Annotated in this window: 26 protein-coding genes; 16 read left to right on the top strand and 10 right to left on the bottom strand. The window is 63.2% G+C overall.

What is annotated here, in order from left to right; translation table 11 throughout:
• Positions 1–151: 151 nt before the first annotated feature.
• From MTAB308_RS03265 to MTAB308_RS03220, 10 genes are all read left to right on the top strand, one after another.
• Positions 152–1,561, top strand: coding sequence for an AAA family ATPase (locus MTAB308_RS03265; protein WP_077097828.1), 1,410 nt, complete (start codon positions 152–154; stop codon positions 1,559–1,561).
• A gap of 630 nt (positions 1,562–2,191) precedes the next feature.
• Positions 2,192–2,620, top strand: a complete 429-nt coding sequence (locus MTAB308_RS03260; protein WP_077097826.1) for a helix-turn-helix domain-containing protein — start codon at positions 2,192–2,194, stop codon at positions 2,618–2,620.
• Positions 2,621–2,636: 16 nt separating this feature from the next.
• Complete coding sequence (locus tag MTAB308_RS03255) at positions 2,637–3,278, top strand: hypothetical protein (RefSeq protein WP_157900905.1); 642 nt, start codon at positions 2,637–2,639, stop codon at positions 3,276–3,278.
• Positions 3,275–3,469 carry a hypothetical protein gene (locus MTAB308_RS03250; RefSeq protein WP_077097822.1) on the top strand — a complete coding sequence of 65 codons (195 nt, stop codon included), beginning with the start codon at positions 3,275–3,277 and terminating at the stop codon, positions 3,467–3,469. The genes MTAB308_RS03255 and MTAB308_RS03250 overlap by 4 nt, the downstream gene beginning before the upstream one ends.
• A 151-nt stretch (positions 3,470–3,620) precedes the next feature.
• A complete protein-coding gene (locus MTAB308_RS03245) occupies positions 3,621–3,935 on the top strand; it encodes an HNH endonuclease (protein WP_157900904.1) in 315 nt (104 codons plus the stop codon).
• 294 nt (positions 3,936–4,229) lie between these two features.
• Positions 4,230–4,595, top strand: a complete 366-nt coding sequence (locus tag MTAB308_RS03240; RefSeq protein WP_077097818.1) for a hypothetical protein — start codon at positions 4,230–4,232, stop codon at positions 4,593–4,595.
• Positions 4,595–4,960 carry a hypothetical protein gene (locus tag MTAB308_RS03235; protein ID WP_077097816.1) on the top strand — a complete coding sequence of 122 codons (366 nt, stop codon included), beginning with the start codon at positions 4,595–4,597 and terminating at the stop codon, positions 4,958–4,960. Before MTAB308_RS03240 ends, MTAB308_RS03235 begins: the two co-directional genes overlap by 1 nt.
• Positions 4,961–5,182: 222 nt before the next feature.
• Positions 5,183–5,743 (top strand): DUF4433 domain-containing protein, encoded by a 561-nt coding sequence (locus tag MTAB308_RS03230; RefSeq protein WP_157900902.1) that lies wholly within the window; start codon positions 5,183–5,185, stop codon positions 5,741–5,743.
• The gene (gene darG, locus MTAB308_RS03225) at positions 5,727–6,860 is read left to right on the top strand and encodes a type II toxin-antitoxin system antitoxin DNA ADP-ribosyl glycohydrolase DarG (protein WP_077097812.1); all 1,134 of its coding nucleotides are present in this window, start codon (positions 5,727–5,729) and stop codon (positions 6,858–6,860) included. Before MTAB308_RS03230 ends, darG begins: the two co-directional genes overlap by 17 nt.
• Positions 6,861–7,108: 248 nt before the next feature.
• Positions 7,109–7,690, top strand: a complete 582-nt coding sequence (locus MTAB308_RS03220) for a hypothetical protein (RefSeq protein ID WP_157900900.1) — start codon at positions 7,109–7,111, stop codon at positions 7,688–7,690.
• A gap of 122 nt (positions 7,691–7,812) precedes the next feature.
• Here the strand turns inward: MTAB308_RS03220 and MTAB308_RS28820 are convergent, their stop codons facing one another.
• Positions 7,813–7,983: a hypothetical protein gene (locus MTAB308_RS28820; protein ID WP_157900899.1), complete on the bottom strand. Its 171-nt coding sequence runs from the start codon at positions 7,981–7,983 to the stop codon at positions 7,813–7,815.
• A gap of 759 nt (positions 7,984–8,742) precedes the next feature.
• On the opposite strand from MTAB308_RS28820, the gene istA (MTAB308_RS03215) reads away from it, so the two are divergent.
• Positions 8,743–10,260, top strand: coding sequence for an IS21 family transposase (istA, locus tag MTAB308_RS03215; RefSeq protein ID WP_077097808.1), 1,518 nt, complete (start codon positions 8,743–8,745; stop codon positions 10,258–10,260).
• Positions 10,261–10,358: 98 nt separating this feature from the next.
• On the top strand, positions 10,359–11,072 hold the full coding sequence (locus tag MTAB308_RS03210; protein ID WP_083746431.1) for an ATP-binding protein: 714 nt from the start codon (positions 10,359–10,361) through the stop codon (positions 11,070–11,072).
• A 352-nt stretch (positions 11,073–11,424) separates the two neighbouring features.
• Here MTAB308_RS03210 and MTAB308_RS03205 read toward each other — a convergent pair whose 3' ends face one another.
• The 8 genes from MTAB308_RS03205 to MTAB308_RS03180 all read right to left on the bottom strand — a co-directional run bounded on the left by MTAB308_RS03205 (position 11,425) and on the right by MTAB308_RS03180 (position 19,155).
• Positions 11,425–11,826: a hypothetical protein gene (locus MTAB308_RS03205; protein ID WP_077097806.1), complete on the bottom strand. Its 402-nt coding sequence runs from the start codon at positions 11,824–11,826 to the stop codon at positions 11,425–11,427.
• Complete coding sequence (locus tag MTAB308_RS03200; RefSeq protein WP_077097804.1) at positions 11,823–12,635, bottom strand: ATP-binding protein; 813 nt, start codon at positions 12,633–12,635, stop codon at positions 11,823–11,825. The genes MTAB308_RS03205 and MTAB308_RS03200 overlap by 4 nt, the downstream gene beginning before the upstream one ends.
• On the bottom strand, positions 12,632–14,185 hold the full coding sequence (gene istA, locus MTAB308_RS03195) for an IS21 family transposase (RefSeq protein ID WP_077097370.1): 1,554 nt from the start codon (positions 14,183–14,185) through the stop codon (positions 12,632–12,634). The genes MTAB308_RS03200 and istA (MTAB308_RS03195) overlap by 4 nt, the downstream gene beginning before the upstream one ends.
• Positions 14,186–14,484: 299 nt before the next feature.
• Positions 14,485–15,024, bottom strand: coding sequence for a hypothetical protein (locus MTAB308_RS28815; RefSeq protein ID WP_157900898.1), 540 nt, complete (start codon positions 15,022–15,024; stop codon positions 14,485–14,487).
• A gap of 102 nt (positions 15,025–15,126) precedes the next feature.
• Complete coding sequence (locus MTAB308_RS03190) at positions 15,127–15,906, bottom strand: ATP-binding protein (protein ID WP_077096936.1); 780 nt, start codon at positions 15,904–15,906, stop codon at positions 15,127–15,129.
• Entirely contained in the window at positions 15,903–17,420 is a 1,518-nt protein-coding gene (gene istA / locus MTAB308_RS03185; protein WP_077096938.1) for an IS21 family transposase, read from the bottom strand. The genes MTAB308_RS03190 and istA (MTAB308_RS03185) overlap by 4 nt, the downstream gene beginning before the upstream one ends.
• Before the next feature lie 201 nt (positions 17,421–17,621).
• The gene (locus MTAB308_RS28810; protein ID WP_157900896.1) at positions 17,622–18,266 is read right to left on the bottom strand and encodes a hypothetical protein; all 645 of its coding nucleotides are present in this window, start codon (positions 18,264–18,266) and stop codon (positions 17,622–17,624) included.
• Positions 18,267–18,276: 10 nt separating this feature from the next.
• Positions 18,277–19,155 carry a PIN domain-containing protein gene (locus MTAB308_RS03180; RefSeq protein ID WP_077097802.1) on the bottom strand — a complete coding sequence of 293 codons (879 nt, stop codon included), beginning with the start codon at positions 19,153–19,155 and terminating at the stop codon, positions 18,277–18,279.
• A 297-nt stretch (positions 19,156–19,452) separates the two neighbouring features.
• On the opposite strand from MTAB308_RS03180, the gene MTAB308_RS03175 reads away from it, so the two are divergent.
• Positions 19,453–20,883 carry an ApeA N-terminal domain 1-containing protein gene (locus tag MTAB308_RS03175; RefSeq protein WP_157900895.1) on the top strand — a complete coding sequence of 477 codons (1,431 nt, stop codon included), beginning with the start codon at positions 19,453–19,455 and terminating at the stop codon, positions 20,881–20,883.
• Between the two features lie 337 nt (positions 20,884–21,220).
• Here the strand turns inward: MTAB308_RS03175 and MTAB308_RS03170 are convergent, their stop codons facing one another.
• Positions 21,221–22,432, bottom strand: a complete 1,212-nt coding sequence (locus tag MTAB308_RS03170; protein WP_157900894.1) for a hypothetical protein — start codon at positions 22,430–22,432, stop codon at positions 21,221–21,223.
• 413 nt (positions 22,433–22,845) lie between these two features.
• On the opposite strand from MTAB308_RS03170, the gene MTAB308_RS03165 reads away from it, so the two are divergent.
• The 3 genes from MTAB308_RS03165 to MTAB308_RS03155 all read left to right on the top strand — a co-directional run bounded on the left by MTAB308_RS03165 (position 22,846) and on the right by MTAB308_RS03155 (position 25,963).
• Positions 22,846–23,331, top strand: a complete 486-nt coding sequence (locus tag MTAB308_RS03165) for a pyridoxamine 5'-phosphate oxidase family protein (RefSeq protein ID WP_077097797.1) — start codon at positions 22,846–22,848, stop codon at positions 23,329–23,331.
• Positions 23,332–23,359: 28 nt separating this feature from the next.
• Positions 23,360–24,262 (top strand): alpha/beta fold hydrolase, encoded by a 903-nt coding sequence (locus tag MTAB308_RS03160; protein ID WP_077097795.1) that lies wholly within the window; start codon positions 23,360–23,362, stop codon positions 24,260–24,262.
• Between the two features lie 375 nt (positions 24,263–24,637).
• Positions 24,638–25,963 carry a fatty acid desaturase family protein gene (locus MTAB308_RS03155; protein WP_083746421.1) on the top strand — a complete coding sequence of 442 codons (1,326 nt, stop codon included), beginning with the start codon at positions 24,638–24,640 and terminating at the stop codon, positions 25,961–25,963.
• Positions 25,964–26,127: the final 164 nt, after the last annotated feature.

Here is a 26,127-nt window from a genome sequence, read left to right as displayed (position 1 = left end):
GCAGCCGCTTAGCCACAACCCCGAATCCGCGAATTGCCAGGAATGTTGGCTGCGCCCGCCGGGCAGTCCTTGCGCGCTCCACGCGAAGCCGCGACCGCTACGGGCAATACCGACACCATTCGCACCGGCCGACGACAATTACGCGCGACGCGTGCAGCTCGCGATCGAGGGGCTGGCGCGCAAACTGGCTGAAAGGCCAGTAAACAGCAGCCGGCACACCGACTTGATCAACTGGGCAAAACACGCCTTCCAGCTCGCGCTAGGTACAGCCGGCGCCGTGTCGCTTGACTGGGTCGCCCAGCAGTTCAAGGACGCCAGCAACGCCAACGGCTACGGCCACGAGGAGGGGGAGAAGAAACTCGACGGGGACATCGAAGACGCACGCAAATATGCCGAGAACGATGGTCCGCGCGCACTCAACGACAGGCCCCGCGACAACACCGGAATCGACTATGGCAAAACCGACTTCGAGCAGCTGGCGACCAACACGTCACCGTGGTCTAACGACCGCACCACTGACGACGCGGCCCCGGTCGTATACACCGATTTCGCGGCACTCCTCGCCGGCGGCTTGCCCGACCCGCCAAAACCGACTGTGCTGCAGCGCGAGGACGGCGTCGCGATCTTCTACGACGGGAAGCGTAATGAGCTGTACGGCGACCCCGAGGACGGTAAGACGATGCTGGTGCTCGCCGCGGCGGCCGCATGCGGAGGCAAAGTGCTGTTCCTGGACTACGACAACAACGGCCCTGAGGAAACCGCGCTGCGTCTGATCATGCTCGGCGCCGACCGGGTAGTGCTGGCCGATCGCAACCGTTTTCGGCATATCGAGCCGGCGGATGCCGAGGAAACTTTACGGGTGGTCGCAGACTGCGCCGGCTGGGCAACGCTCGTCATTGTCGACTGCATAGGCGAACTGCTGCCATTGTTCCGGGCCAGCTCCGACTCGGCGGACGACTACACCCGCGTCATGCAGATGGTGTCCGCGCCGCTCGAGCGCGGTGGCGCCGCCGTCATTCTGCTCGACCACCAAGCCAAGGGCCAAGAGAGCCGCAGATATGGTGCTGGCGGCACGATGGCGAAACGGCGAGCCGTCAGCGGTGTGTCGATCAATCTGGTCCGCAAGCAGACGTTCACTCCCGGCAGAGGCGGCATGGCCGAGCTGTGGGTCAACAAGGACCGCCCAGGCGGGCTGCGCGCCCACTGCCCGAAAGGCGAAGGGCGCCGCCAATTCGCCGGCACGTTCGTCCTTGATCCGCCTGACCCTGAGACAGGTGTCGCTGCCTGGCGGGTAACGGCCGCCCGCGCCGAACTACCCGCCGAGACCATCGACCCCGTTGTCGAGCGCCACTACGAGGCGGTGCAACGGCTGTCGGCGGACAACGGCGGCGCCGTATCCGCCCGTGACGTTGCGATCGCCGCCAACGGATTACCGCCTGGAACACCGCCCACCGATACGCAGGACAAGACTGCCCGGCGCGCCATCGCGCGGCTCGAGCACGAGGGGCGCCTGACGCGTGTGCCGGGGGCAAGCCCGAAGCGGTGGGAGGTGGCCGCATGACCGGCAGGGCAGACTTTACAAAATCTGGAATGTCTGTAACGGACAAGGGTTCGGACAACCGCTGTCCGTCGGATCGTCGAATTAGTTCGGACAGAAGTTCGGACAGTCGGACAAAGCCTAGGTCAGAGCACGGACAAACGGCAGACAGTTCGGACAGTGGGCATTCCCGCCGTTCGGACAGACAAACGGACCCCCTTACAGGGGTCCGTTGTCCGAGCGAGCACCGAACTGCTGAACGCCAAGAAGCGACGCCAGAGGTTGACCCCCTCGTACCGCAGCACCGCCGATGGCGCAGTCCGTGGCGGACGGCCGCGATCCTGACCATTCGGGGTCGCCGGTATGCGTTCGATCGACTCATCGAGTCGGGCGACGGCAACGGTCGCCTCACGCTTCTGTGTCTCTCCGGCGACGACGCCGCAGCGGTTATTGAGTTCTTCCCACTCAAGCGAAGTCTGGTGCGCGCCCACTCCCGTGGCCGCCGCGCGCAGATCGGCCATGGAGCAGACCGATGAACCCACACCAACCAGCCGATCTACTCGGGGCGGCTGCCACTGTGGCACGGCTGGGCGATGCTGACGATTTGGAGCGCCGCGGCGACCGAGCGGTCCTGGTCGCCAGGAAGGTGCGGCCATGAACAGCCAGCGCCTCGACCTGGCCGCGATGATCGAGCGGCATGTGCTGCCCGATGGATCGGTCGTTGTGCCGCATCGCGCCGCGCAGTGGCTCGAACGCAAAGCCGGTGTGACGCAGGAGCGCCGCCTCATGTTGCGCGACACCGACCCTGAGCTGTATGCGGTGCTAGGCGCGCTGCATTTGGCGTCGGTGGGCGGCGACTTGCTCGCGTCGCGTTCCGCAAACGGACCTAAAAATGCGGAGCGCCAACATAATGCGAAAGACTCGGATTGGTTGACCACCGCTGAGGCCGCCAACCTAACCGGCGTAACCGACCGATGCATCCGCAAGTGGATTGCCGCCGAGAGGTTACCGGCCAAGCGTCACGGCCGAAGCTGGATGGTTGACCGCCAACACCTAAACATCGCGCAGGCGCTTGCCGCCTAACCGGAAGGAAACCGAAGTGGCCACAACGCAAATCGCTGATGCGAAACAGAAAATGTCGGCGATCCGCTCCAGCCTTGCTCGTGAAGTCGACGCGATCCGTAGCAGCCCCAATTACACCGACGCGGGGCGCCGTCAAGAACTGGCGAAAACCCTAATCGCGCACCGCAAACAAGCAGCCGAGCTGCGCGACAGCACGACGGTCGACAACGACTCCACGCGCGCAGCTCTGATGAAAAAGCTGTTCGGGATTCCCGCTGACGCCGACGCCGGATCGACGCTCGCGTACCGCGACGCCGTGGATCGCGCCGCACAATTGCGCGGCCCAGAGAAGTTGGAGGGCGCGCTGAAGCGTGCGACCGCTATGGGCGACACTCTGCTCGCGCGCGCCGTCGCCGCCAGGGCGCATGAGTTGGGCATACGGGAAGTGGCCGAGGAATACGCCGAAACTACGGGACTTTCAGACGATTACGACGACCTCAACGCTGTGCCGAGTAGCCGGTTAGCGAGTATCGCGTTATTCGGATTGCCAGCACCCCAGGAAGTATGCGGTTTCCTGGGCGGCGTATCGGATAGCTCCCTGCAGCGGATCGCCGACGGGGAGGATGGCGGCGCGAACCAATCCTCGGACGCTGCGATGCAGATGCTGCGGCCATTGTGAACGAGCAACGCCGACGCGAACAAGCCGAAGCCAAACAGCGTGCGGCTGAGGCGCTGCGTAACGTCAACCGAAGTACCGCCCTGCCGCGCGGGCTGCGCTGGATGACCGGCCAGGCGGTGCAGTTGCAGTGTTCGGAGAGGCGGATCACCGGGCGGCAGCTGTACCACGGCAAGTACGCCGACCGCTCATGATGCCGGTATCCGCTCCCCTCAAGCGTGCGGTCACGGCGCCCGCCGTGTTGACGTGGCCGCGGCGCGGCCGGCGACCCGCATTCGCCGCCGGCCGCGTTGGACCTCGCAGACCACGCGGCCGGCGGCAACCAAGACCAGACGGGAGCGCGGCATGGCGTGGAAGAGCGGCGGCCCAAGCCGCACCAGCACCGCAGCGTGGCGTGCGGTCAGGCGCCTCGCCCGCAAGGTCCTCCCGTATGAGTGCGCCCGGTGCGGCATCGACGGTCGCGACGTTCCGCTCGAGCTGGACCACGTGGTGCCCGTGTCCGAGGGCGGCGCAGACGACATCGGCAACGCGCAATGGCTGTGCCCGTCATGTCACACGCCCAAGACACAAGCCGAGGCCAAGCGCGGCCGCGAACGCCGCAAGCGATCTGGTCGACGGCCGCCGCGTGTGCACCCGTCGGATGTGCTGCTCGGGCCGTGAGAAGTTTGCTAGACGATGCATGACTTTGCGGTGCCCTGCATGGATGCGCGATAGCAAGGCGCCTTGCGACGGTGACGTATGCGCAGGTCAGCGCGTTGCCGACGCCGGTAACACATACTCGGCAGCATATGCGCAGCTAGAACCCTGGGGGGGCACCCCCGACACGGCAACCCGAGCCACGGCCGGACTTAGCGTGAACCTCTCTAACGGGAGCTGCGCGAATTTCTGGCGCACGCAGACCCGAACAATATCGAGCCGCGCAGAGCATCAGAAGTTTGCTAGAAGGAGTAGATCATGACCGCCGCGGGAGAACGCCTACGCGCCCAGCTCGACGCCGCCATGGAACGCGAACGTGCCCAGCTCGGGCAGCCCGCCCTCGAATGGGACGAGCGGGAGCAGCAGCACATCGACGCCGCCTGCCGTGCCGCCGGCGCCGTGGAGCTGCTCGACGAGCGAATCGCTGCCGAGCGCGCCGCCGAGAACCGCGCGAGCATCCTCGTCAAGTGCCTTGCGGAGCGCCGGCTGCAGGACGCCCGGGTGTCCGAGCACCTGGGTCATCTGCAGTTGGAGCAGTTCGCGCCGCTGAAGAACCCGCACCGGGTCGCCGGCGGCCGTGCCCGCTGGGATGGTGTGCAGCGCGGCCGGAAGGGGACGGCCTGATGCCGCGCGTCCGGGCGGACACCGCCATGGCGGACCAGTCGGGCGTGTATCGCTTGCTGGTTGACCGCGAGGAGGCGGAGTACGAGGAGTGGTCGGCCGGCGTGCTTGGTCGCAACGGGCGATACCCGCGGCGGCGCAGGCTTGAGGCGTTGCGCGCTGGTGGGCCGGCGGTGTTCGCGGTGTACGAGCTGCCGGTGTGGGCGCAGCCGGCGGGTACACCGCCACCGCCGAGGTCGCACGCGGCGTGGAATCGTGAGGACCAGCTTGCGCGCGGGGCCCCGGTGACCGTGTTCTCAGACGACCGCGTGACGGCCGGCGCGGTTGATGGCGCCCCAACGCCGCTCGACGAGTTGTTGGACCTCTGATGTGCCGGTATTTGCTCTTCCGGTGGTCGGTGCGGCGGCGCGTGGCCGACCTCGAGCGGCGGGTCGCCGTGCTTGAGGCCAGGCGGCCGCGTACCAAGCGGAGAAATCTGCCGAGTGCCGCTAGCGGGTTATGTCGGTGCCTGCGTTTACCGTTACAGCATGATTTCGCTTTGGGAACCAACCGAGGGGTTGTGACCGGTGGAGCGAAGTCGGGTCCGCGAGTTGCACTACATCACGTCTATCGCGAACCTGCGGTCGATCGCCGACCTTGGGATCCTAAGCCATAACCTGGCCGAAGAGATCCAGCATGAGTCAATTGCCAACGAGTCGGTACAAGAGAATCGAGTCGACAAACGCGTCCCCAACGGAATGTTGCTGCACGACTATGTCAACCTCTACTTCGATGCCCGCAACGCCATGATGTATTGCCGTCTCCACCTACGGACGGCTATCGCGGTCGTGAGCGTTAATCCGGTGGTGCTCGACACCCCCGGTACAGTGATCACGGATCTCAACGCTGCTACGTCGGGCGTTGGATTCTTCGAGTCGCCGGGTGGGCTTGCGAATCTTGACGAGGAGCGGGTATACACCGACGATTGGCGCGACCCGGACCCCTGGGTACAGCTGAAGCAGAAGCAACAACGCCAGGCTGAGGTACTTGTTCCGCACACAGTTGAGCGCCAACACTTGTTCGGTTGCTACGTGTGTGAGCCGCAAGTCGTGCAACGATGCGCCACATCCGGACTGAGGGTGAAGGTGAACAAGCATGTTTTCTTTCAGTAGTCGCAGTAACGTCCGCCCAGTCTCGGGCAACATCTTGGACTCGCGAGCGCAGACATTGGTCAACACTGTCAACTGCGTCGGAGTCATGGGTAAGGGCATCGCCCTGGATTTCAAGCGCCGCTACCCAGATATGTTCGCTGACTACGTCGCTCGGTGCGATCGTAAGGAAGTCCGCCTCGGTGAGCCGTACCTTTACAAGGCCAGCGACCACTGGATTATCAACTTCCCAACCAAGAAGCATTGGCGTGCTGTGTCGCGGCTGAATGACATCGTCGATGGGCTCAACTATCTCGAAGATCACTACCAGGCCTGGGGCATCACCTCGCTGGCCATGCCTCCCCTGGGGTGCGGTAACGGCCAGCTCGAGTGGAAAGTCGTAGGGCCCACGCTTGCAAGGCATCTGGAACGCCTGAAGATACCCGTCGAGCTATACGTCCCGCGCGGCGAAGCGACCGATTTCGAGCAACTCGCTCTCATGCCGGCCGCCCAAGACGCATCCCAACCAACTCGTGAGCACTTTGTGCCGCCTGAATGGGTTGCCATTGTCGCTGTTCTCGATCGCGTGCAACGCCAGCCCTACCACTGGCCAGTTGGCCATACCATCTTTCAGAAGTTGGTTTACTTCGCCTCGCAGACCGACATCCCCATCGACCTAAAGTTCGAGCGCAATAGCTACGGACCGTTCGATCGGACCATCAAGAGTCACATCGCCCGGCTGCAGAACAACGGCCTCGCGGTGGAGCAGCAGCGGGGCAATCTCTTCGAGATACGTGTTGGACCGACGTATCCGGATGCCGTCGATAGCTATCGCGACCGTATGGAACCCTGGCGTGACGCCGTCGAGCGGACCGCCGATCTGATGGCACGAATGGACACGTCAACTGCCGAAGTTGCCGCAACGGTCCACTACGCGGCTGGCGAACTCGCCCAGCGGTACGGTCGCCGGCCGACCGCGACCGAGGTCATCACCGAAGTTGAGCAGTGGAAAGCCCGTCGCAGGCCACCAGTGAAGCGGCAGGCAATAGTTGAAGCGTTGACCGCGTTAGGACTCCGCGGGTGGCTGGATGTTGATCTAGACGAGGACGCCGAACGCCTTATCGACGAGTTCGCGGACTAGGCGAGGCGCTGCATCCATCGACGCGGTGCGCCGATGCCCAGAATTGTCGGGGTGCTGTGTCAGGCTTGGGATGCAGACAAGTGCGATTCAGGAACCACCTGCAAGGGGCATGATGACGCAAGACCCAAACCACGGCGACCAACCGCAGCCGCAGCAGCAGCCGCAGCCGCAGCCGGTCACGGAGACCATACCGCCGTCAATACACCTATTCACCTACGAGGACGTCAGAGCCGGCATAGGCCGAAACGTTGAGCGCCGCGACGCCCGACCCTAACTACATCTCGCCCGCGGGTACGGTTTTCCAGGCAATGGTCCGCGACCTCCTAGCCGCAGAGTACGACCGGCGGACGAAGATGGAGGGCCGCGGCTCGATGCTCGTCACGGCGAGCGCGTCGTTGCTCACGGTGGTTTTTGGCTTGACCGTAGTCGTCACCGGCAAAGATTACGTGTTCGACAATTGCTACGCGGTCGTTGCCGTGTTTGCAGCGCTGCTTTCGTTCATCGTCTCCGCGGTGCTAGGTATTGTGGTCCACGCATACGGCTTCCCGTACAAGACCGTCGACCGGGTGACGCTCGAACGGCTGACTGATGAGCGAGGCCCATTCTGGACGATGTCGGCCGATTCAGCGGTGAACCATGACGTCAAGCAGCAGGTGACAACCATTTGCAGCCTGCGTAATGCCAACGAAATCATGTTCAAGCTGGTCATGGCCAGCTTGATTTTTCTGGTGCTTGCAATCAGTCTGCTGTCGGCAGCGGTCGGACTAGAACTAATCGGGCGCATTCCCGCGCCTGAAATTCCCGATTGGTGGTCGGCCAACGTGCTCTAGGTAGAGTGCCGCCGCGGACCGGTTGGTCGCACGAAGCCGCGGCGCTTCAATGCAGCCATGTGGTCGCGCGACGCCATCCGGCCAGTTATGGCTGTGAGCATGGCGGTTGCGGCTGTCGCCGGTCACTCGTCGGTGTCGTCGTAAGCGGCTTCGTCGGGACGTTGCAATCCTGCCAGATCGAGGAGGTGTGGCAAACCATCGGCCTCTCCGGTCGCAATCCCGGCCTTCGCGTCGGGGTGCTTCGCTGCGAGCTTGAATATGCCATCAATGACTCGCTCGGTGTAGTCGTCCATTGTCCAAGCAGTGCCAATAACCCACACCCACTTCCCGGATGTGAGCGGCATCCCGCCGACTCCGAAAGCGCCTTCAACGTTCAGAACAGGGGCGCCCACATCTCCCAGGAAAACGTGGTATTCGAGATGGTGAGGGCTATCTAGTGCCCCATAGAACCGGATCGGTTGGCGGTCCTTTGGGCGGGGTTCATCGAAAGCGGGACAGAAGGTTGTCGTCGGTGTCCGGATCCGGGCGGCATGTCGCCAGCCTGGCGCAACCGGATCGGTAGCGGAGTACCTGAGGATTAAGGGATCTTTGCCAGGCGGAAGGTACTTCTCGGCCGCGGGTTGTGTAAACGCCCACCGCCAAACGCCAGACGCGTGCAAGCTCAGCTTCTGGTCCTTCATCATGCCGCGGGCTCCGACGTACACGTCGTCGCTGTTGCGTGCGCCGATGACTTGCCATGTCAACGATCGGGGTCCGTCGGGGGAGCCAGACGCCCAACGGATTGTTCCCGGCTTATCCAGCTCGATTAGTCGTCGGGATTTTGGACCTTGTAGTACTCGGGTGCAGTCACACTGGGATGGTTGCAGACCCGGGTGTCGGCGGACACGGAAAAATCCCCACTGACGGCCAGCTGATCTCCCCGCTGGCGGTCATGAATTCTCCCCACTGACGGCCACGGATTTCCCCATTGCGGTCGTGTCGCTGCCGGTTGTCGGCGGCGGTGTCGGGCTGGCTGTTCTGGACCGAATGTGTCCAGGGCGGAAGGCCAGTAAGTGAAGAGCAGTGAGGAGATCATGGAGATTTTGGAGGCGTTTGATTTGACCGGCGGATTACGAGCGGCGGCGGCGTTGGCTGGCTGTGATCACAAGACGGTGGCTCACTACGTGGCGTTGCGCGATGCCGGGCTCAGCCCGGAGGAGCGGCCGCGGCGGGCGATGGCCATTGATCCGTTCCTGGACAAGATCGAGGAGTGGGTGGACCATTCGCAGGGGTTGATCCGCGCCGACGTCGCGCACGACAAGCTGGTTGCGATGGGCTTCGGCGGCTCGGAGCGCACCACCCGGCGAGCGGTGGCGGCGGCGAAGAAGTCGTGGCGGTCGGGTCATCGCAGGGTGTTTCGGCCGTGGGTGGCTGAGCCGGGGTTATGGCTGCAGTTCGACTGGGGCCAAGGGCCCACCGTCGCCGGTCGGCCCACGTTGTTGTTCTGCGCCTGGCTGGCCTGGTCACGGTTTCGGGTGGTGCTGCCCACCTGGGATCGCACCCTGCCGACCCTGCTGGGCTGTTTGGACGCCACGCTGCGGGTGATCGGTGGGGCACCGACGTATGCGTTGACTGACAACGAGAAGACGGTCACTGTCGAACATGTTGCCCGGGTACCGATTCGGCATCCCGACGTGGTGGCCGCGGGTCGGCATTACGGGATGACGATCCGCACCTGTGTGCCGGCTGACCCTCAGTCCAAGGGCGGTGCGGAGGCCACCGTGCGCATCGCCAAAGCCGATCTGGTGCCCACCGAGGCTAATCTGCTTGATGCCTACGCCACCTTCGCTGAGCTGGCCCAGGCCTGTCGTGACTTCTGTGAGCAGGTCAATGCCCGGCCGCATCGGGTGACCGGTCAGGTCCCCGCTGAGCTGTTGGTCGAGGAACGTGCACGGCTGCATGTGCTGCCCGCCCAACCGGTGGCCATTGCGTTCGGCCTGACCCGCCGGGTGGGCTGGGACTCCACGATCAGCGTGGAGGGAGTGCGCTATTCGGTGCCGCACCACCACATCGATGAGCGGGTCTGGGTGCGCTGGTGCGGTGAGGAATTGGTAGTCACCGTCATCGATGAAGCGGGCCCGGTCGAGATCGCCCGCCACGGGCGCGGGCAACGTGGGCGACCCCAGATCCGCGACGAGCATTACCCCAGTGACCATCCCGGAGGCCGCGCGCTGCCCGGGGACCGCACCCCACGCGCGGCCAACCCGGCCGAGGCCGCGTTTCTGGCTATCGGTGACGGCGCGGCCGCGTGGCTGACCGAGGCCGCTGCGTCCGGCGCGGCTCGGGTGCGCTCGAAGATGGCCGAAGCGGTGGCGTTCGCCAAACTGCACGGCTCGGTTGCCGTCGATCAAGCGTTGGGCACCGCGGCGTTGGCCGGCCGATTCGCCGATGCGGATCTGGCCGCGATCTTGACCCACCAGCAGCACGGGCCCAACGGCCCGCCGACCCGGGCCACCGAAACCCACAGCCTGCAACCCGGCACCGCCGGCTGGTCGGGGTTCGGCGCGACCAATCCCGGCGGTGAAAAGTGACCGCAACCAAAAAACCGGCAGTGACGGTCGGATCCGGTGTCGCCGGGCCCGCCACCCAGACCCTCGAGGAGGTGATCGCGTTAACCCGCCGCCTGCGGATGCCCTACCTGCGCAAAGCCATTGCCGACGTGGTGCCCACCGCCCGAGCTCAACGCTGGGACCCCGCCGAGGTGCTGCGCGTACTGCTTTGTGAGGAGATCACCGGCCGCGACGAAGCCACCCTACGGCTGCGGCGAGCGCGGGCGAACTTCCCGGCCGGCAAGACCTTCGCCGTTTGGGATGAAACCCGCTGCTCCATCCCCGCACCCACCCAGCAAGCCCTGCGCGGCATGGAATGGGTCGACCGGCGCGAGAACCTTTGCGTCTGTGGTCCCAGCGGCACCGGCAAGAGCCACTTCTGCGAGGCCCTGGGACAGCTGGCCATCGACACCGGACGCACCGTGGCCTGGTTTTCCATCGACGACCTCGGCGCCCTGGTACGCCGTCACCGCGCCGATGACTCCATCACCAAAGCGGTCCGCCGCATCACCCGAGTCGATCTGATCATTCTTGATGACATTGGCATGCTGCCCGTCGGCGAGGACGCCGCCGAAGGGTTCTATCGGCTTGTCGACGCCTGCTACGAAACCCGTTCGCTGGCAGTGTCATCCAATCTGCACCCGGCCGGCTTCGACGAACTCATGCCCAAGACCCTGGCCACCGCCACCGTCGACCGGCTGTTACACCACGCCCACGTCTGCGTCACCGAAGGCCAATCGTTCAGGCTCGCCCAAGCCACCACCGGCAAGGGGGTGGCGCCGCTACCCAACTGATCAACCGGGGAGATCCCACGTCCGTCCGTGGGGAGTACTCGTGGCCACCAGCGAGGAGATCTCCTGACCGTCAGTGGGGAGAACTACATGACCGTTGACACCCGGGCGACATTGAGTGCAGCAAATAATGCGCCAGAGAGACTTGCGATCGGCGCAAACAGGATGGCGCCAGCGTCAAGGCTGCCCGTTTGTCGCTCAAGTCGCTCGCGGGCTACGGTTACCGTCTAGTCGCCGGTGCTTTCGGCCTTACCCGGCGACTTTAACTAGCTCCCGAGGTAGCGGATCGTAAGGTCGAAGTCGCGGGCATGCCGCTGCATCCGGGATTCGGTACGAACTGGCCGCGACTTCACGCCTACAGCTTTAATTCATCGAGCAACGAACGTGCGAGCGTGATCCATCCATCGAGCGGTATCTCGCCGCCAATCACCTTGAGCGCGTAAGCGACATCTCGCTCGTTGTTCGGGTCCCAGTCGTTGGCTCGTTGACAGATGACGAGGGTCCGTTCCCGCGCCCAATATAAGACCCACGTCTGTTTCGCCTCGGTGGCGCGTGTCATCACGATCGAACCGCCCAGGCCCTTGCGTAGGTCGGTATTGACTTGAGAAAACGCTTGACGATGCTGCCAGTTTCGCCATGCGTGCTCGATGTCGCCTGCCAGGGTGATGGGACCTCTGGTTTGCCATGAGCATGGGACCGGGTTGTTCCGGTTGTAGGCCGTGTGTTGATAGTGGCGGAAGGGGTGGTTGCCGGTCAATCCGACGCAGTCGGAGAGGCCGGCTTTCGGTTTCCTGGCTTCTGGCGTTGCCGGTAGGACTCGCCTTCGACGACGAGTTCGTAGGCCGCTGATTGCAGTCGGTCCATCGCGGATTGGGCCAGCAGCGGGTCGGCCATCATGGTCAGGATCTCGGGTGGTTCGCGGTTGCTGGTGATGACGGTCGATGCGGCGCGGTGGCGTTCGACGATGATCTCGTAGAAGTCGGTCGTCTCGGTGGCCTCCAGGCGGTGCAGCGCGAGGTCATCGATTATCAGCAGTTCGACGCGGTGCAGTTTGCGCATCTCGTCTTCGTAGCTGCCGTCCAGGCGTGCCCCGCGAAGGCGTTTGAACATTTTGTCGGCCCGTTCGGTGTGCACGCTGTGATGCCGGCGTACCGCGATGTGACCTAATGCGTTGGCCAAGAACGTCTTTCCCACTCCTACCGGTCCCATGACGAGCACGTTGTAGGCGTCGGCGAGGAACCGCAGTGAGGTCAGCTCGGCCCATAGTTGTTGATCGAAAGCCACGGCGGCGGAGTCATCCCAGGCCTGTAGCTGCATGGCCGGATCGAGATGGGCGGCCTTGGCGCGCCGGGTCGCGGATTCGCGGTCGCGGCGGGTGACCTCATCTGCGAACAACAGTTCCAGGAAGTCGTGGTGTGGTAGCCGGTTGGTACGGGCCAGCGCCAGCCGTTCGGGCAGCGTGTCGAGCAGCTGGCCGAGTTTGAGGCGGCGCATCAACGCTTTGAGCTCGCCGGACACCTCGATTGGCTTGACCGCCGGCGTGGCGTCGGGGCGCTGTGGGCTCATGAAGGCCTCCGCACCGCGAAATCAGAGCTTTCTCGGACAAACCGCGACGCTGCCCCGGGCGGTTTCGGTAGCAGGGGCAGTTGTTCACCGCCGCCGCGGGTCAAGATCCGCTCGATCAGCCCGACGTCGATCACCTCGGCGTCCAGGGCACGCCGGCACGCGTCGTCGACCTCCTCGGCGCCGTGGCGGCGCACCAGCCCCAGCAGCCGGTAGACCTGACGCATCTTGGTCCACGGCAGCGGATGCTCGAGCACCGCTGCCGCGTAGGTGCCGACATGGGTGCCGTGGGCGGCTGCCTTGCGCTGCAGGGCATTCAGATCACGCATCGCATAGACCGACACCTCAGAGGGAAGATCGGCCGGATCAGTATGGCGGCGACCCGGGGCCACGACCGGATGCACCTTGATCAGCTCACCACGCCAATAGAGCTTGACCGAGTGTGCATCAGCACGGGCCTCGATGCGCTTGCCGACCAGCTCTCCGGGCACGCTGTAGAGGGCTTTGGCGACCTGGACGTGGCGGTCCGGGGCCACTTTCGGGCGCGTCCAGATCGGAACGTCGAAGGCGGTGTCGGATACGGGCCCTAGTGCGGGCAGCTCATCGCCGATGAACACCTCGGCCGGCCGCAGGCGGGTGGTGCCGTGAATGCGCATACCGGCGGTCTGAGCGCACCAATGTTCGGCGCGGCTGCGACAGTCATTGAGATCCCGGAAATCTTCTCCGGCAAAGAAATTCGATCGCACATACTGCACCATGCGTTCCACCCGTGGCTTATCTTTCGGGCTGCGCACCCGCGCCGGGTCGACCGCAAACCCACGAGCCTGCGCATACTCGCGGAACGCATCGTTGAGCCGAGGCTCGGTCGCATGCGCGGTGGTGACGATGGCTTTCATGTTGTCAGGGATCACCACCGCGAACACCCCGCCGAAGAACGCCCACGCCGCATCGAACCCGGCGATCACATCGTTCAGGGTCTGGCGGTAGGTGGGCCAGACGAACATGTGCCGCGAATACACCGCGGTAAAGATCAACCCCTGCACGACTCGGCGCCGACCATCGCTGGCGTCGGTGAGCATCCCGAGGCGGCCGAAGTCGACCTGCACCTCCGCACCCGGTTCGCAGTCGGCCACCGGCACCGTGGCTTGACGGCGTCCGAAATCCAATTCGGTTGTGGCGTAACGATTCAGCGTCCGATAGGACACCACCACACCGCGGCGCCCAAGCAGCGTGTGGATCTTGGTCAGCGTCAATCCGTCTTTGAGCCAGGCCTTGATCTGCTCATGCTCTGCAGCGATCGTCTCCCACGCCAGGCTCTTGCCGCTGGGCCGGTGCGGACGCACTCCGGCAATCACCGCCGCGATCAACTCATCAGTGAGCTGACCGTCTCCACCATCGCGGTCCAGCCCACTAGCACGGGCTCGGTCGACGTAGCGTCGCACCGTTTTGCGGTCGGTGCCCGACAGCCGGGCCACCTCCCGCAACCCCAACCCCTGCAGCCACAGCCGCAGCATCTCCACGATCTCGATCACCGACACCTCCCGGTAGCTCATCAGGCCAATACAGCGGCCCAACTACCGGAAGAACCCGACACCACGCCGGGTGGTCCCATAACTGGCAAACCAGCCAGTCGAGTGGTCCCATCAATGGCAAACAGGTGGTCCCATGCTCATGGCAAAACCAGCTCTGAAGTGGTCCCATTCACCTGGCAGCCGACATGCTCGAACGCGAGGTCGACACGAAACTTGTCGTACGGGATTTCGTTGCAATCGCACATGAGAAGTCCGAGTGCAATGCCTTCCGAGACTGCATTGCGTTGCTGTGTCGCACTGATGCCCCTCATACGCCCGCCTTATTTCGTCCAGTCAGCTCGTCTGTCGTCGAACACGCGCGCTGCTTGCCACCTTGTTCCGTCTCGACTTGCCATCATGTCTGCTTTTTGCAGGAATGGTGAGATGTCTGCGCCGTAGCCGTCGAAAGGAGAAATCGGCTCTATCGGCTGCACGGTCCTCCACTGCGATCTGTGTTGGATGATGAGTGCGGGATTCATCTTCCGTGCTTTCCAGCATGTCGTCATCGCATCGGTCAAGGTTCCGACGAGCTCACTAAGTGATTCGGTGAGTCCGTCGAGTATGTCTTCGCTCGGCCGCAGTATGAAAGCACCGAAAAATGGCCTGGTGTTTGGCGTCCCGCCGAAGATTAGCGACTGCAGTTCGCTCCATCTAGGTTGACGGTAGAGCAGGCGCGCAAGGCTGATGCTCGACTTGAGGTCTCCGGTGAAGGCTATGAGTTTCGTCGCGGGTGACCGGTGTGTCATGGCGTTGCGTGTATTGCGCAACCAGTCCAGCCATCCAGTTGGACCGAATGTCAATGGACAGCTGTAACTGCCCATGGGCGGACATGAGAACTGCTCGTAGGTGGCCAATAAGAACTGCCCAGTGGCGGACACGAATCTGCCCATGAGGGTGTGTCCGCCACCGGTCGTTCGCTGGTGTCAGGTCAGGGGTTTGACTCCTTTCCCGTGCAGGGCTTGGGCCAGGCGCACGGAGTCGCCGCTGGTTTGGCATAGGTGCGCGTGGTGCAGGAGCCGGTCGACGGTGGCGGTGGCCAACGTCTTGGGCATGAGCTCATCGAAGCCACTGGGATGCAGATTCGACGAGATCGCCACCGATCTGCGTTCGTAGGCCGCTTCGACGATGCGGTAAAGCCCCTCAGCGGCATCAGCACCGACCGGAAGAAGTCCCACGTCATCAATGACGACGAGCTCCGCGCGCACGATCTTGGCCACCGCCTTGCCCAGGGAATCGTCAGCACGGTGCGCACGCACCAGCACCCCGATCTGCTCGAGGGTGAACCACGCCACCGGCATACCGGCTTCGATAACTTTTTGCCCGAGCGCTTCCAAGAAGAACGTCTTGCCGGTGCCGGCAGGCCCGCAGACCACCAGGTTCTCGCGGCGACCCACCCATTCCAATGTCTGTAGCGCCTGTTGGGTGGGTAACGGGATTGACGAGGCGCCCGGATCCCAGGCGTCGAAAGTCTTCCCGGTCGGGAATCCGGCGGCTTTGCGGCGGGCGGCCAGCATGGAGCGGGCGCGTCCGGCGGCTTCTTCGGTCAGCAGTGCTTTGATGACCTCGGTGGGATCCCAGCGCTGCGCGCGGGCAGTGGCCAGCACATCGGCGGCGATCGCTCGTGCGTGCGGCAATCGCAACCCACGCATCAAGGTTTCGACGTCGGCGGGCAGCGCCGCGGTAGTAGTAGTGGTGGTGGTCATGCGATGCCTGCCTCGGGGGCATCAATGATGGTGCGGCCGAACAGGTTCCACCCGCTGGTGCCTTGCGCCAGCGAGGTGTCCTCGCCGGCGCCACGTCGGGTGGGATCCAACCCCTTGCTGGCAAGGATGGAGTCGAGATCGCCGGTGGCGAACCGGCCGTGCACGGCGGCATGACCCAAGGCCCAGTCGACATCAGCGCAGCCGGCCAGTGCTGAGAGTTCGACGGCGTGGGCCATTTTCTGCAGAATCCGTTCAGTGCCGACGGCGGCGGCTTCTTTGAGCCATACCGCTGCACCGGGACCCAAGGCCAGGAATGTCTGTTCGGAGACGGTGCGGGCATGGACGCGATAATCACCGGGAACCTTGTCACGGTGGTCGGGGAAATGATCATCGTTGATTGCGGGGCTGCCCGGGGCAGCGCGGCGGTGCCGGGCCACCTCGATGGGGCCGCCGTCATCGAGGGCGCAGATCACCACTTCGTCGGCGCTGTCGTGATGTCGGATCCACACCGTGTGGCCCAATAGTGTTGCTGGAACTGAGTATTGGCAGTGGTCGAAGGTGACCATCGGGGTGTTGTCCGGGACCCGACGGGTCACCCCCAATGCGGCGGTGTGGGGCAGGTCGGGCACCGCGTGCAGGGCGGGGCGTTCCTGGGTGAGCATCTCGACGGGGCGTCGACCCGTGGTGCGGTGGACCCGGGCGTTGATCTCGGCGTTGAACTCAGCGCACGCGGCTTCGACGTCGGCGAAGGTGTCGTACTGGGGCAGCAGGTTGGTCTCGGTGGGCACGATATCTGCTTTGGCGAGTTTGACGGCGTTCTCCACCCCACCTTTGGAAGCGGGGTCGGCGGGTTCGCAGGTCAGCACTGAGATGCCGTAGTAGCGGCCGAAGGTGACCGCGGCGCGGTTGCGGACCGGCACCCCGGCGACGTGTCCGGTGGTGACCGTCTTCTCGTTGTCGGTCAGCAGGTAGGTCGGGGCGCCACCTACAATGCGGAAAATCCGGTCCAGGCCGGCGAAGACACTGGGAGCGGTGCGGTCCCGCAGAGCCACGACGACGCGGTATCGGCTCCACGCCAGCCACGCCACCAGCAGGACAATTTTGCGGCCGGCCACAAGCGGGCCGTCGGCGAAGTCGTACTGCAGCCACAGCCCAGGTTCGGTGATCCACGGCCGGTGCACCCGCGTATTGCCCAGTCGCCATTGCGCTTTGATCTCCGCCAGGGCTCGTCGGGTGGTGCGGTCGGTGCCGCTGTATCCGAGCGCGACGAGTTTGTCGTGGGCTTTGTCGCCGCGGATCTTGCCTTTCGAATCCGCGACCCAGCCCTCCAGGACGTCGCGCCAATCGTCGATCATCCGGGCCCGCCGCGTGGCTGGCGGCAAGCCGGCGTCGCGGTCTTCAACCGCTTTCTTCACGGTGTGATGCGAGCACCCACACAGCTCAGCGGCAGCCCGGTAGGACCCGGTCAGGTCGTAGGCATTGAGTATTTCCATGAGTTCTCCGTCAGACTTCAAGTAGGTCTCTCCTGGGGTTGTCGTTTCGACTAGGCATCGACATCGAAACCGCAGGAGAGGCCGCCACAGCGCTGGCGCGCCGAGCAGCATCAGGTAGGTCTGGGCAGATTCATGGCCGCCTGCGGGCACTTTCGTGTCCGCCGGTGGGCAGAACTTATTGGCCGCGAATGGGCATTTCCATGTCCGCCAGTGGGCATTTTTTCATGTCCGCCGACAACCGAAGTCGTCTGGTCGCGTGAGTGCCTCGAGTAGGTCGTGCTGGACCTGCCGCGCGGGCGATCCGAGCGGCTGGACGCTTGGGCGATCTGCCGATGCAGCCAGGTCATGAACTATGCCTCTTCGGGCCGGTGTGCCGACAATGGTTCCCCAGTCTGCTGTAGCGACGTCCTTTCCGAATCCGCCGACAATGATGAGTGCGGCGGAAAGTCGGTCGAGCGTCTGGCCGAGGTGATAGAAGCAGTGCTCCGCTGAATGGGTGATATTGAGTTCTCGTCGGCGGGCTGCGGCGTCGCGAGGCATCGCAGCGAAGTAAGCGTGCGGATCCTCTTGCCCGGTTCTCGCGATCTCTCTCCATGCTGCGGTGACCGCGGAGTTGTTGGCGAAGGATGATTCGCGGTGCACCTTCGCCGAGAAGGACGCGGCCACGAGGGCTGCGGACGCCCCTGAAACCGATTGGATCAGGTAATCGGCGATCATGGTGAGGGTTTTCCAGTCCGAATACCCTGTCCACCAGGGGAATCCACCGTTATCGCGGTCGAGTTCGTTGGTCAGGTCGGTCGCGAAGGCGTCCAGCGCGGCTGTCGCTGGCTCGACCCGGCGCTCGTATGGTTCTGATCCCGTTACCATCGCGCTGATCTCAGAGGGGCGGTGGTTCAACAAACGGAAGGCCCACGGCCGACAGTTTCGTCTGCATGTTGATGTCGCTGGTCGCAACGTAAATGACTGAACCAGGATGCTCAGACTGCAACAGCAATGTTGCCGCCACAAATCGGTCATCAGGCACGCTCATATCCAGCCAGTCCGGTAGGTTCTCGGACCGCGGCTCGGTGTGCTCAAATTTTGCGATCACGTCGCCGGCCACGCGGGCACCTTCGAGGACGTTGCCATTGTTTCGAATGCCTTTCAGCCTGCGATCCGCTCGCTGAGCGTTCTGCCGAAGGGTTTCCGTTCGTCCCGCTCGTTTGAGATCGTCGATCTCGCCCAGAACGACGGGCAACAAATGCGCAACGTACTTTCTGCCTAGCTCGTCTGTATAGGCGGCAACGTCTGGGTTGTCGATCAGCGCGTTCGTATCCACCACGAGCCGGACCGGGTGCACGTCCGCCGGAAGAAGGTTCGTCAGTGCGCGCAGATCGGCGACAGTTGCCCGAATTTTGTCCTGTGCGGCGTCGATTGTTGGCGGAAGGTCCCAATCCGATTCGTCCCGGCGAAGGAGCCAGCGCTCCAGTAGCTCCGTGCAATCGTTCAGTCGTTCGGCGACTTCGGGCGTCGGGTGTGCAAATAGCAGTCGGAACCGTGGCGTCCACTCACGCAACCGCCGCAACAGCGCCATTCGAGCAGCCTCAAGCGCGTCGTCGCTATCGGCCCATCCCCATTCGGCCGCGCCAACAAAGATGACATCACTGCCGTCCTGATTCAGGTTGACGCGTTTGATGACGCTGTCCCCGAGGATCTCATCGTACGACTGTGCTATGGCATCGAGTTCGGATTGGAGACGTTCCGCATAGGTTTGCATTTCGTGCCTCTCAGATGGCCCGGCCGCGAGGGCCGGTGCTCGCCTGATATTCGGTCGCCGTGGGTCCTGCGTTCGTCCAGCAGCGCATCGATATCCTCGGTGGCAGCGCCTCTCGCACCATATCGGGAACGCGAAAGCCACGCGTAGGAGTCTGACATGCCCTGCATTAGGCGTACTGCAAGTTTTGTGAGCAGCCACGTTTTCGGGACTTGCAACCTCTTGCAGCGATGGCATCGCAACGCAGGTGCTCCCACTCTTACCGATGAACCGCCCGTCGACTCGTGTGATGATCGGTCGATGAGCACGATAGCCGCAGTAGGCGGCGAGTTTTGGACGCCGGAGAACCCGAGCGTGCGCGTTGGTGGTGTGTTCACAGCGCAGGTGGGACAACAGGCGGAAGTGACTCTGCAGAGTGGCTTAGTCGCCGGTGTGCCCACCACCGGACCACCACCCATTCCTGCGCCCAGACCCGACGACGTCGCCGGCCTTATTCTGGCGGCCGCTTCAGGAGCGGTCGCGCGTTTGCGGCCTATCACAATCCATGGCGAGCTCGATGGCGGCGAACCCGTCACCTTGTTTGATGCCCCAAATTGGAACCGGCCGGGTGTGGCACCGCGCCACGTTGCCCCGATTACCGTGTTCGGTGCGAACACGTCCATTGACCAGGGATACTGTGCTGTCAGGTTTCGGATCGACCACCCGCACTGGCTGGGGCACCTGACCGGAGGCGAATCGAGCGTGGTCGAGGATGATAAGTCCACGCTTAGCGTCGAGGTATCCGAGGGCGGAAACTGGCTGGTGTATGAATCGTCGGCGCCGGCGACCATCGAGCGGCTCGAAATTCGGGCGATATCGGGTTGCCTCGCGCTGGCTCAGTTGGCCCTTTACCCCGACGAGGATCTGGTCATCCCCAATACGCAGGTCCGGGTCGATGCCGACAGCCCCTGGCTTACCGTGCATGGACCAGGGTTCTGCGCGGTAGCAGATAGCTTGCGTCCGGCGACCTTGTTGCCGCGCGAGGAGCTCACCGTCGAGCGGTTCGGCAGCTGGATCGCGCTCAACGCCGGGTTCGACGGCCTGGCCTGGGCAGTGGCAAGACGATTAGAGGTTCCTGTTCAGCTGCAGGTGCAGCTATTCACATCATTAGTCGAGGGGCTGCACCGCCGGTTGCCCTTCAACCAGTGGCGTTTCCCGGAAGTGCCTGATGTCGAGCGAAAATCGGCTCTCAGGAAGATCCGCAGAGTGGCTCGCGAGGCTGCCGTTGCCGAAGCTGAAACGCTTCAGCTCGACTGGCTGGACCCAGTGACGGTCCGCCAAATGCTCGCGGACGCGGTCTCACATATTGGCGAGGTGAGTTACCAAGAGCGTGCCGAAGCCGTCGTAGACGCGGTCCTGGCCGCGGTTCCTGAGATCGGAGAATCAATCGACGGCTGGCCGGATCACCTTAAAGATCTACGGAATGCCTTCGCGCATCAGTTACTTCAAGATGACGAAGGCGAATCGATCGAGGATCGTCGCCGCCGCTGGACGATAGTGTCACGACTTGCCGCTTGGCTACTTCGCACTCTGCTATTGCTCCGTGTTGGTGTGGAACCCGAATTGCTGCGCGAAAAGTACCTTCAGAATGAGAATTTCGCGTTCTACCGCGCGAATCTCGGCAAACTGATTAAAGAACTCGGATGGGAGGACCCACCCCAGCGGCGGCCAGTATCGGTGGATGACGACTAGCAGGCAATGTCAATCCGCCTCGGGACGTACGCGGCGCGTCGCACTTCGGCCGCTGGTCAGTGGCGAAGTCCGGCCCGGGCATGTGGGCGCTCCTCTCGTCTTGGGAGCGCGGGCATATCAGGCCGCGTCTTACGCCCTTTCATACGCCCTTTGGATGATGCCAGCGGATGTACGCTGGGGTTAGAAAACAGCTTTGAGCTTCAAATTCGACCATGTGCGAACACGCAGAAACGCGAGAAACATATCTGGGGGTCAAGTGGTCGCAGGTTCAAATCCTGTCAGCCCGACATCAGAAAGGCTCTCGGACCGCAGTTTGTTCAACGGGATTGAGGGCGCATCATTGTTTGAAAGCCGGGACGCCGTCGAGGAACGCTGCGGCTGTCGCAGGGTTGACCTGAAAGCATGAGGTCGAAGTCGACTTCTTGTCAGACTGCGATCGGATCCATTTCTTGTTGAGCGGTAATGTAAGCCTCCGAATAAACTTGGGACCTCCCATATGTGCTGCTAGGGTTCCGACAAGGCTGATGCCAAAGCCAATACCGGCGCCGACGGGCCCAGCGACCGCACCTCCAATCGCCGCAGGCACGGCCATTGAAGCGCCAGTGACACCGAGATCAAACATCAACGGCACCCCTTCGCCGCCGAAATGCATTGTCAGCTGCTTCGAATATGCATCGGCGCACTCTTTCATATCTTTATCGCTGACAGCTGACGATGTCGAATATTGCTCCAGCATCTTCAGATAGCGACGCTTTGCTTTATAGACGTCACGGTTCGGTTGGTTTACCTCGGTCAGCCGGGTCCAATTGTGGCCAACTTTACGTACGGCCAGTGCAAGGTCAGGAACATATATGGTCACACCTGGCCGCAGTTTCGGCGTTTCATCTAATGTTTCGTCTAGTGTCAGGGAAAGATCAATGTCGAGAAATTCCGGGCTACGCGTGTGCACCTTAATCGGTGCTTTTGTCGTGCTCAGAGCGCAGCCCCACGAATATTGGTAGGCCTCGTTGGCGATATGCAAAAGCGTCTTGCGAATTTTCGGCGACAGTTCGCCCGCAGCTCCCAGACGATTGACCTCATTCTCCCACGTGGTCCGATTACGCCGCTCAAGCACATTGAACCCGTCGCCGAACTTCTTCAGCTGCAGCCTTTGGTCGGGATCGTCAATGTTGGACAGTGCTTGAGAAAGCGCCGCAAGCGCGAGCCTCTCGAAGATTACGGAGGTGTTGTAAGCGGGCCAGTCCCGGAACGAAAGATACGAACCATCTGCCTGCTGGTCGCCCAAGGTTTCACACCAGCCGCTGAGCGTGCGTTTGAAGGCCAGGTAATCGGACCTCTTGAGCAGCGCCTGGGCCGGTTGCATACCTTCGTCGGCCATCCGCTCGGCGAGACTCCCGAGGTCGCGTTGGTTCCGCGTCAGGATCTTGATATACCCAGTTTCGACCAACTCGCGTAAGGGACTTTTCTTCGGCTTAACTATGGCCTCGCGGATGACGTCGCTCGCGATGATGTGTCCGTCGTTGATCAAGAGCGGCTCGTCGAACAGCACGGAGAAGATCAAATTGCGGGTTAGACTTGGAGACGACGTTATAGCTCCATCGCGGTGGCGTGCAGCAAAGTCATCGACGAGACCAAAATAACCGAGCATTTCCGACCCCCACATCAATAGATGGCGATCTCACCTGTAGGCCGCGTCGTCAAACGATGCCCTGGAACGCATTCTTGCATCTACCAGAGGACGTAGTAGAACAATCAGCGTCGAGCAGTCGAACCGATTTCGACGTTCGTCACCTCTCGGTGCGAATGGGCCAGTGGACGGGGCACGGCTTGGGGCGGTTCTAGCTGGTCAGCGCGCTTCGAGACGATTGCAACACAACGAAATTCATTCGATGTCCGACTGGCCATACCGCATGACGACCCGCCCGGCGGGCGCCGGCCGGACCGGGTAGGACTAGGAAGGTGATGAACGCCCAGGAGCTGGCTCGAGAGCTTGGCCACCCCGACGCCCAGACGCTGCTCTCCGGGTCGATGGCCCGACTCGCCTACAACGGTCACGATGGCTTCCCGCGCGTCATCCCCGTCGGGTTCTACTGGACCGGCGAACACATCGTCGTCTCCACCGCGGCGACTTCCCCCAAAGCCCGCGCGCTGTCGTCGCGCCCGGAAGTCGCGTTGACGATCGACACCGGCTCCACGCCAGAAGAGGCGAAGGCCCTGTTGGTGCGCGGCCTCGCCACACTGAAAACCGTCGACGGCCCCACCGACGAGTACCTCGCAGCAGCGAGAAAGTCGATGGACGGCTCCCAGCTTGCCGAGTTCGAGCGCAACGTGCGCTCAACGTATAAGCAGATGGTGCGCATCTCGATAGAACCACGCTGGGCGCGGTTCTATGACTTTGGCGCGGGCCGGTTACCCGCGTTCCTCGCGAACCTCGTCAATGATGGTTAGCCACCCCGGTCGGCGCATGATGACTGTCATGGACGCTGACCTGAAACGCTGGCTGGACTCCGGAGAGTACTTCGATTACCTCGGCTTCGACATCTTCTACCGGGTCGAGGGCAGCGGGCCGCCGCTGCTGCTGATCCACGGCTATCCGTTCAATACCTTCGACTGGGCGCCGATCTGGCCGACGCTGACACAACGGTTCACCGTCATCGCACCGGACATGATCGGCATGGGGTTCTCGTCCAAACCCGTGGCCTACCAATACTCAGTGCACGACCACGCCGACATGCACGAGGCGCTCCTACAGCACCTGAACATCGACAACGCGCACATCCTCGCCCACGACATCGGCGATTCGGTGGGACAGGAACTCTTGGCCCGTCACGAGTTCGGCCAACAGACGTACGGCGAATGGCGCATCGATTCGATCACCTGGCTCAACGGCGGCATGTTCATCGAGGCCTACACGCCCCGGGCGGCGCAGAAGCTGATGTCGGGCACCCCATTGGGCGACCTGCTCAGCAACGTGCAGGGCAACCCGCTGGCCCGTCGGCTGCTCGAACCGACGCTGCGCGAGATGTTCGGCCCGAACACCAAGCCGACCCCGCACATGATGGACGTGTTCAACCAGATCCTGGACTACAACGACGGCCGCCGGGTGCTGCACAAGGTCGGCCGGTTCGTCAACGATCGCCACACGCACCGCAACCGGTGGGTGCGCGCCATGCGGCAGACCGCGGTTCCGATGCGGTTGATCGACGGGCCGGTCGACCCCAACTCCGGTGCCCACATGGCCCGCCGCTACGAAGAGGTGATACCCGACGCCGATGTGGTGATGCTGGCCGACGACATCGGGCACTGGCCGCAACTCGAGGCGCCCGATGCGGTATTGATGCACTTCCTTGCCCATATCGACCGCATCGCGGCCGGCTGATCCGCAGTTCATGTAGCCTCGGAGGTCAACTAACGACTAGGGGCGATAGGCAGGTGCTCACACATGGCACAGCCGTCCACCGGGCCGGGTTGTTCCGGGCGGGTCGCCGGGTCGCCGGGCTCCCGTGACGGGGGTGACGACGCCGTCCGAATCGGCTGTGCAGCCGAGCGGGCGAATGCACACGCAACTCTCGATCGTGGCCCGATCGAGTAGATCCCCCCTCACCTGACCCGCGCGGGCCTTGGCCCGTTGCGCGTACAACCCTCCAAAACAGATCGGATGGGACCCACATTGCTGCGGTTCGTAAAACTTCCCTGGCCGCGCGTCGCCGCAAGGACACCGCGCGCCATCGTGCCCGAATCTCATTGAGATTCCGTGGCCATCACTGAGGTACCGGAATACGCCCATCTGAGTGAGACGGACCTCGAGGAACTCGCGGCCGCGCTGGAAGCGATCCGCCGCGATGTCGAGTCTTCACTCGGCGCCGGAGATCGGGCATACATCAAGCGCGCCATCGCTTTTCAGCGCGCCCTTGAGATCGCGGCACGACTCGTCGTCGGCACCAGCAAGGGCACGTTTGGCTGGGCTGTCGGAACCGGTGCGCTGGCCGCGGCGAAGTCTATCGAGAACATGGAACTCGGCCACAACATCACCCACGGTCAATGGGATTGGATGAACGACCCGGAAATTCATTCCAGCACCTGGGAGTGGGACATGGCCGGCCTCACGTCGCAGTGGAGGAACTCCCACAACTACCGGCACCACGTCTTCTCGAACGTCGTGGGTGTGGACGACGACCTCGGATTCGGGGTCTTGCGGGTCACTCGGGACGAGGAGTGGCGGCCGTGCGCGTTGTTGCAGCCGTTGCGCGCGGTGCTTCTGGCGCTGCTGTTCGAATGGGGCGTCGCGCTACACGGCCTGTATTCAGTGCAGGAGCGGGAGACGACGACCGCCGGCAAGGCCGCTCACCGGACGGCGCTGATCCGCAAGATCGCCGGGCAGATCGGCAAGGACTACGTGCTGTTTCCCGCGCTGAGTCGCCGGCGGTGGTGGCGCACCCTGGCGGCCAACGTGGTTGCCAACGGGCTGCGCAATGTCTGGGCCTGCGCTGTGATCCTTTGCGGTCACTTCGCGGACGGAGCGGAGAAGTTCACCCCGTCGGTGCTGGACGGTGAAACGAAGCCCGAATGGTATCTCCGGCAGATGCTCGGAACCGCCAACTTCCGCGCCGGGCGGGTATTGGGATTCATGAGCGGAAACCTGTGTTATCAAATCGAGCATCACCTCTTTCCCGACTTGCCAAGCAATCGATACCCCGAGATCGCCGAGCGGGTGCGCGCCCTGTGCGGCACGTACGACCTTCCGTATACGACGGGTCCATTGCTTCGCCAGTACCTCCTCACCGCGCGCACCATCTGCAAATTGGCGCTGCCGGACCGGTTTCTCTCCGCGACCTCCGACGATGCACCAGAGACCGCGTCCGAACACAGATTCCGTACCGCCGTGAAACAAACGCACGTATCCAGCGTCGGCAACGACGGGGGGCGACGTGGATTGGCGACGGCGATACTCAGCCGCGGTAACGACGCCTGTCCGGAGACCGGTCGGCGTAACGGTCGAAGCATGCTTCAGCACAGAAGAATTCAGTCAATGATCCACACAGCGGTGTCCTATTCCGCTCTTGTTCGGCTGGTGCCCTAGTCCGGTAAAGCCGGGACGATCCTGATGGCTGACTTTCACATCGCGCACGTCCCCTGGCAATTCGGGCCCGCCATCAGGGTAGGCTGGTGGGCGCGGTTGGGAGACGCGAAAAAGCACCGCCTGGTGTTTTGCAGATTTGACGGCCGGCCGGCCCACATCTCAAG

Source organism: Mycobacterium terramassiliense (assembly GCF_900157385.1).
Lineage (GTDB): Bacteria > Actinomycetota > Actinomycetes > Mycobacteriales > Mycobacteriaceae > Mycobacterium > Mycobacterium terramassiliense.
This window is presented reverse-complemented; position numbering and strand designations above follow the sequence as displayed.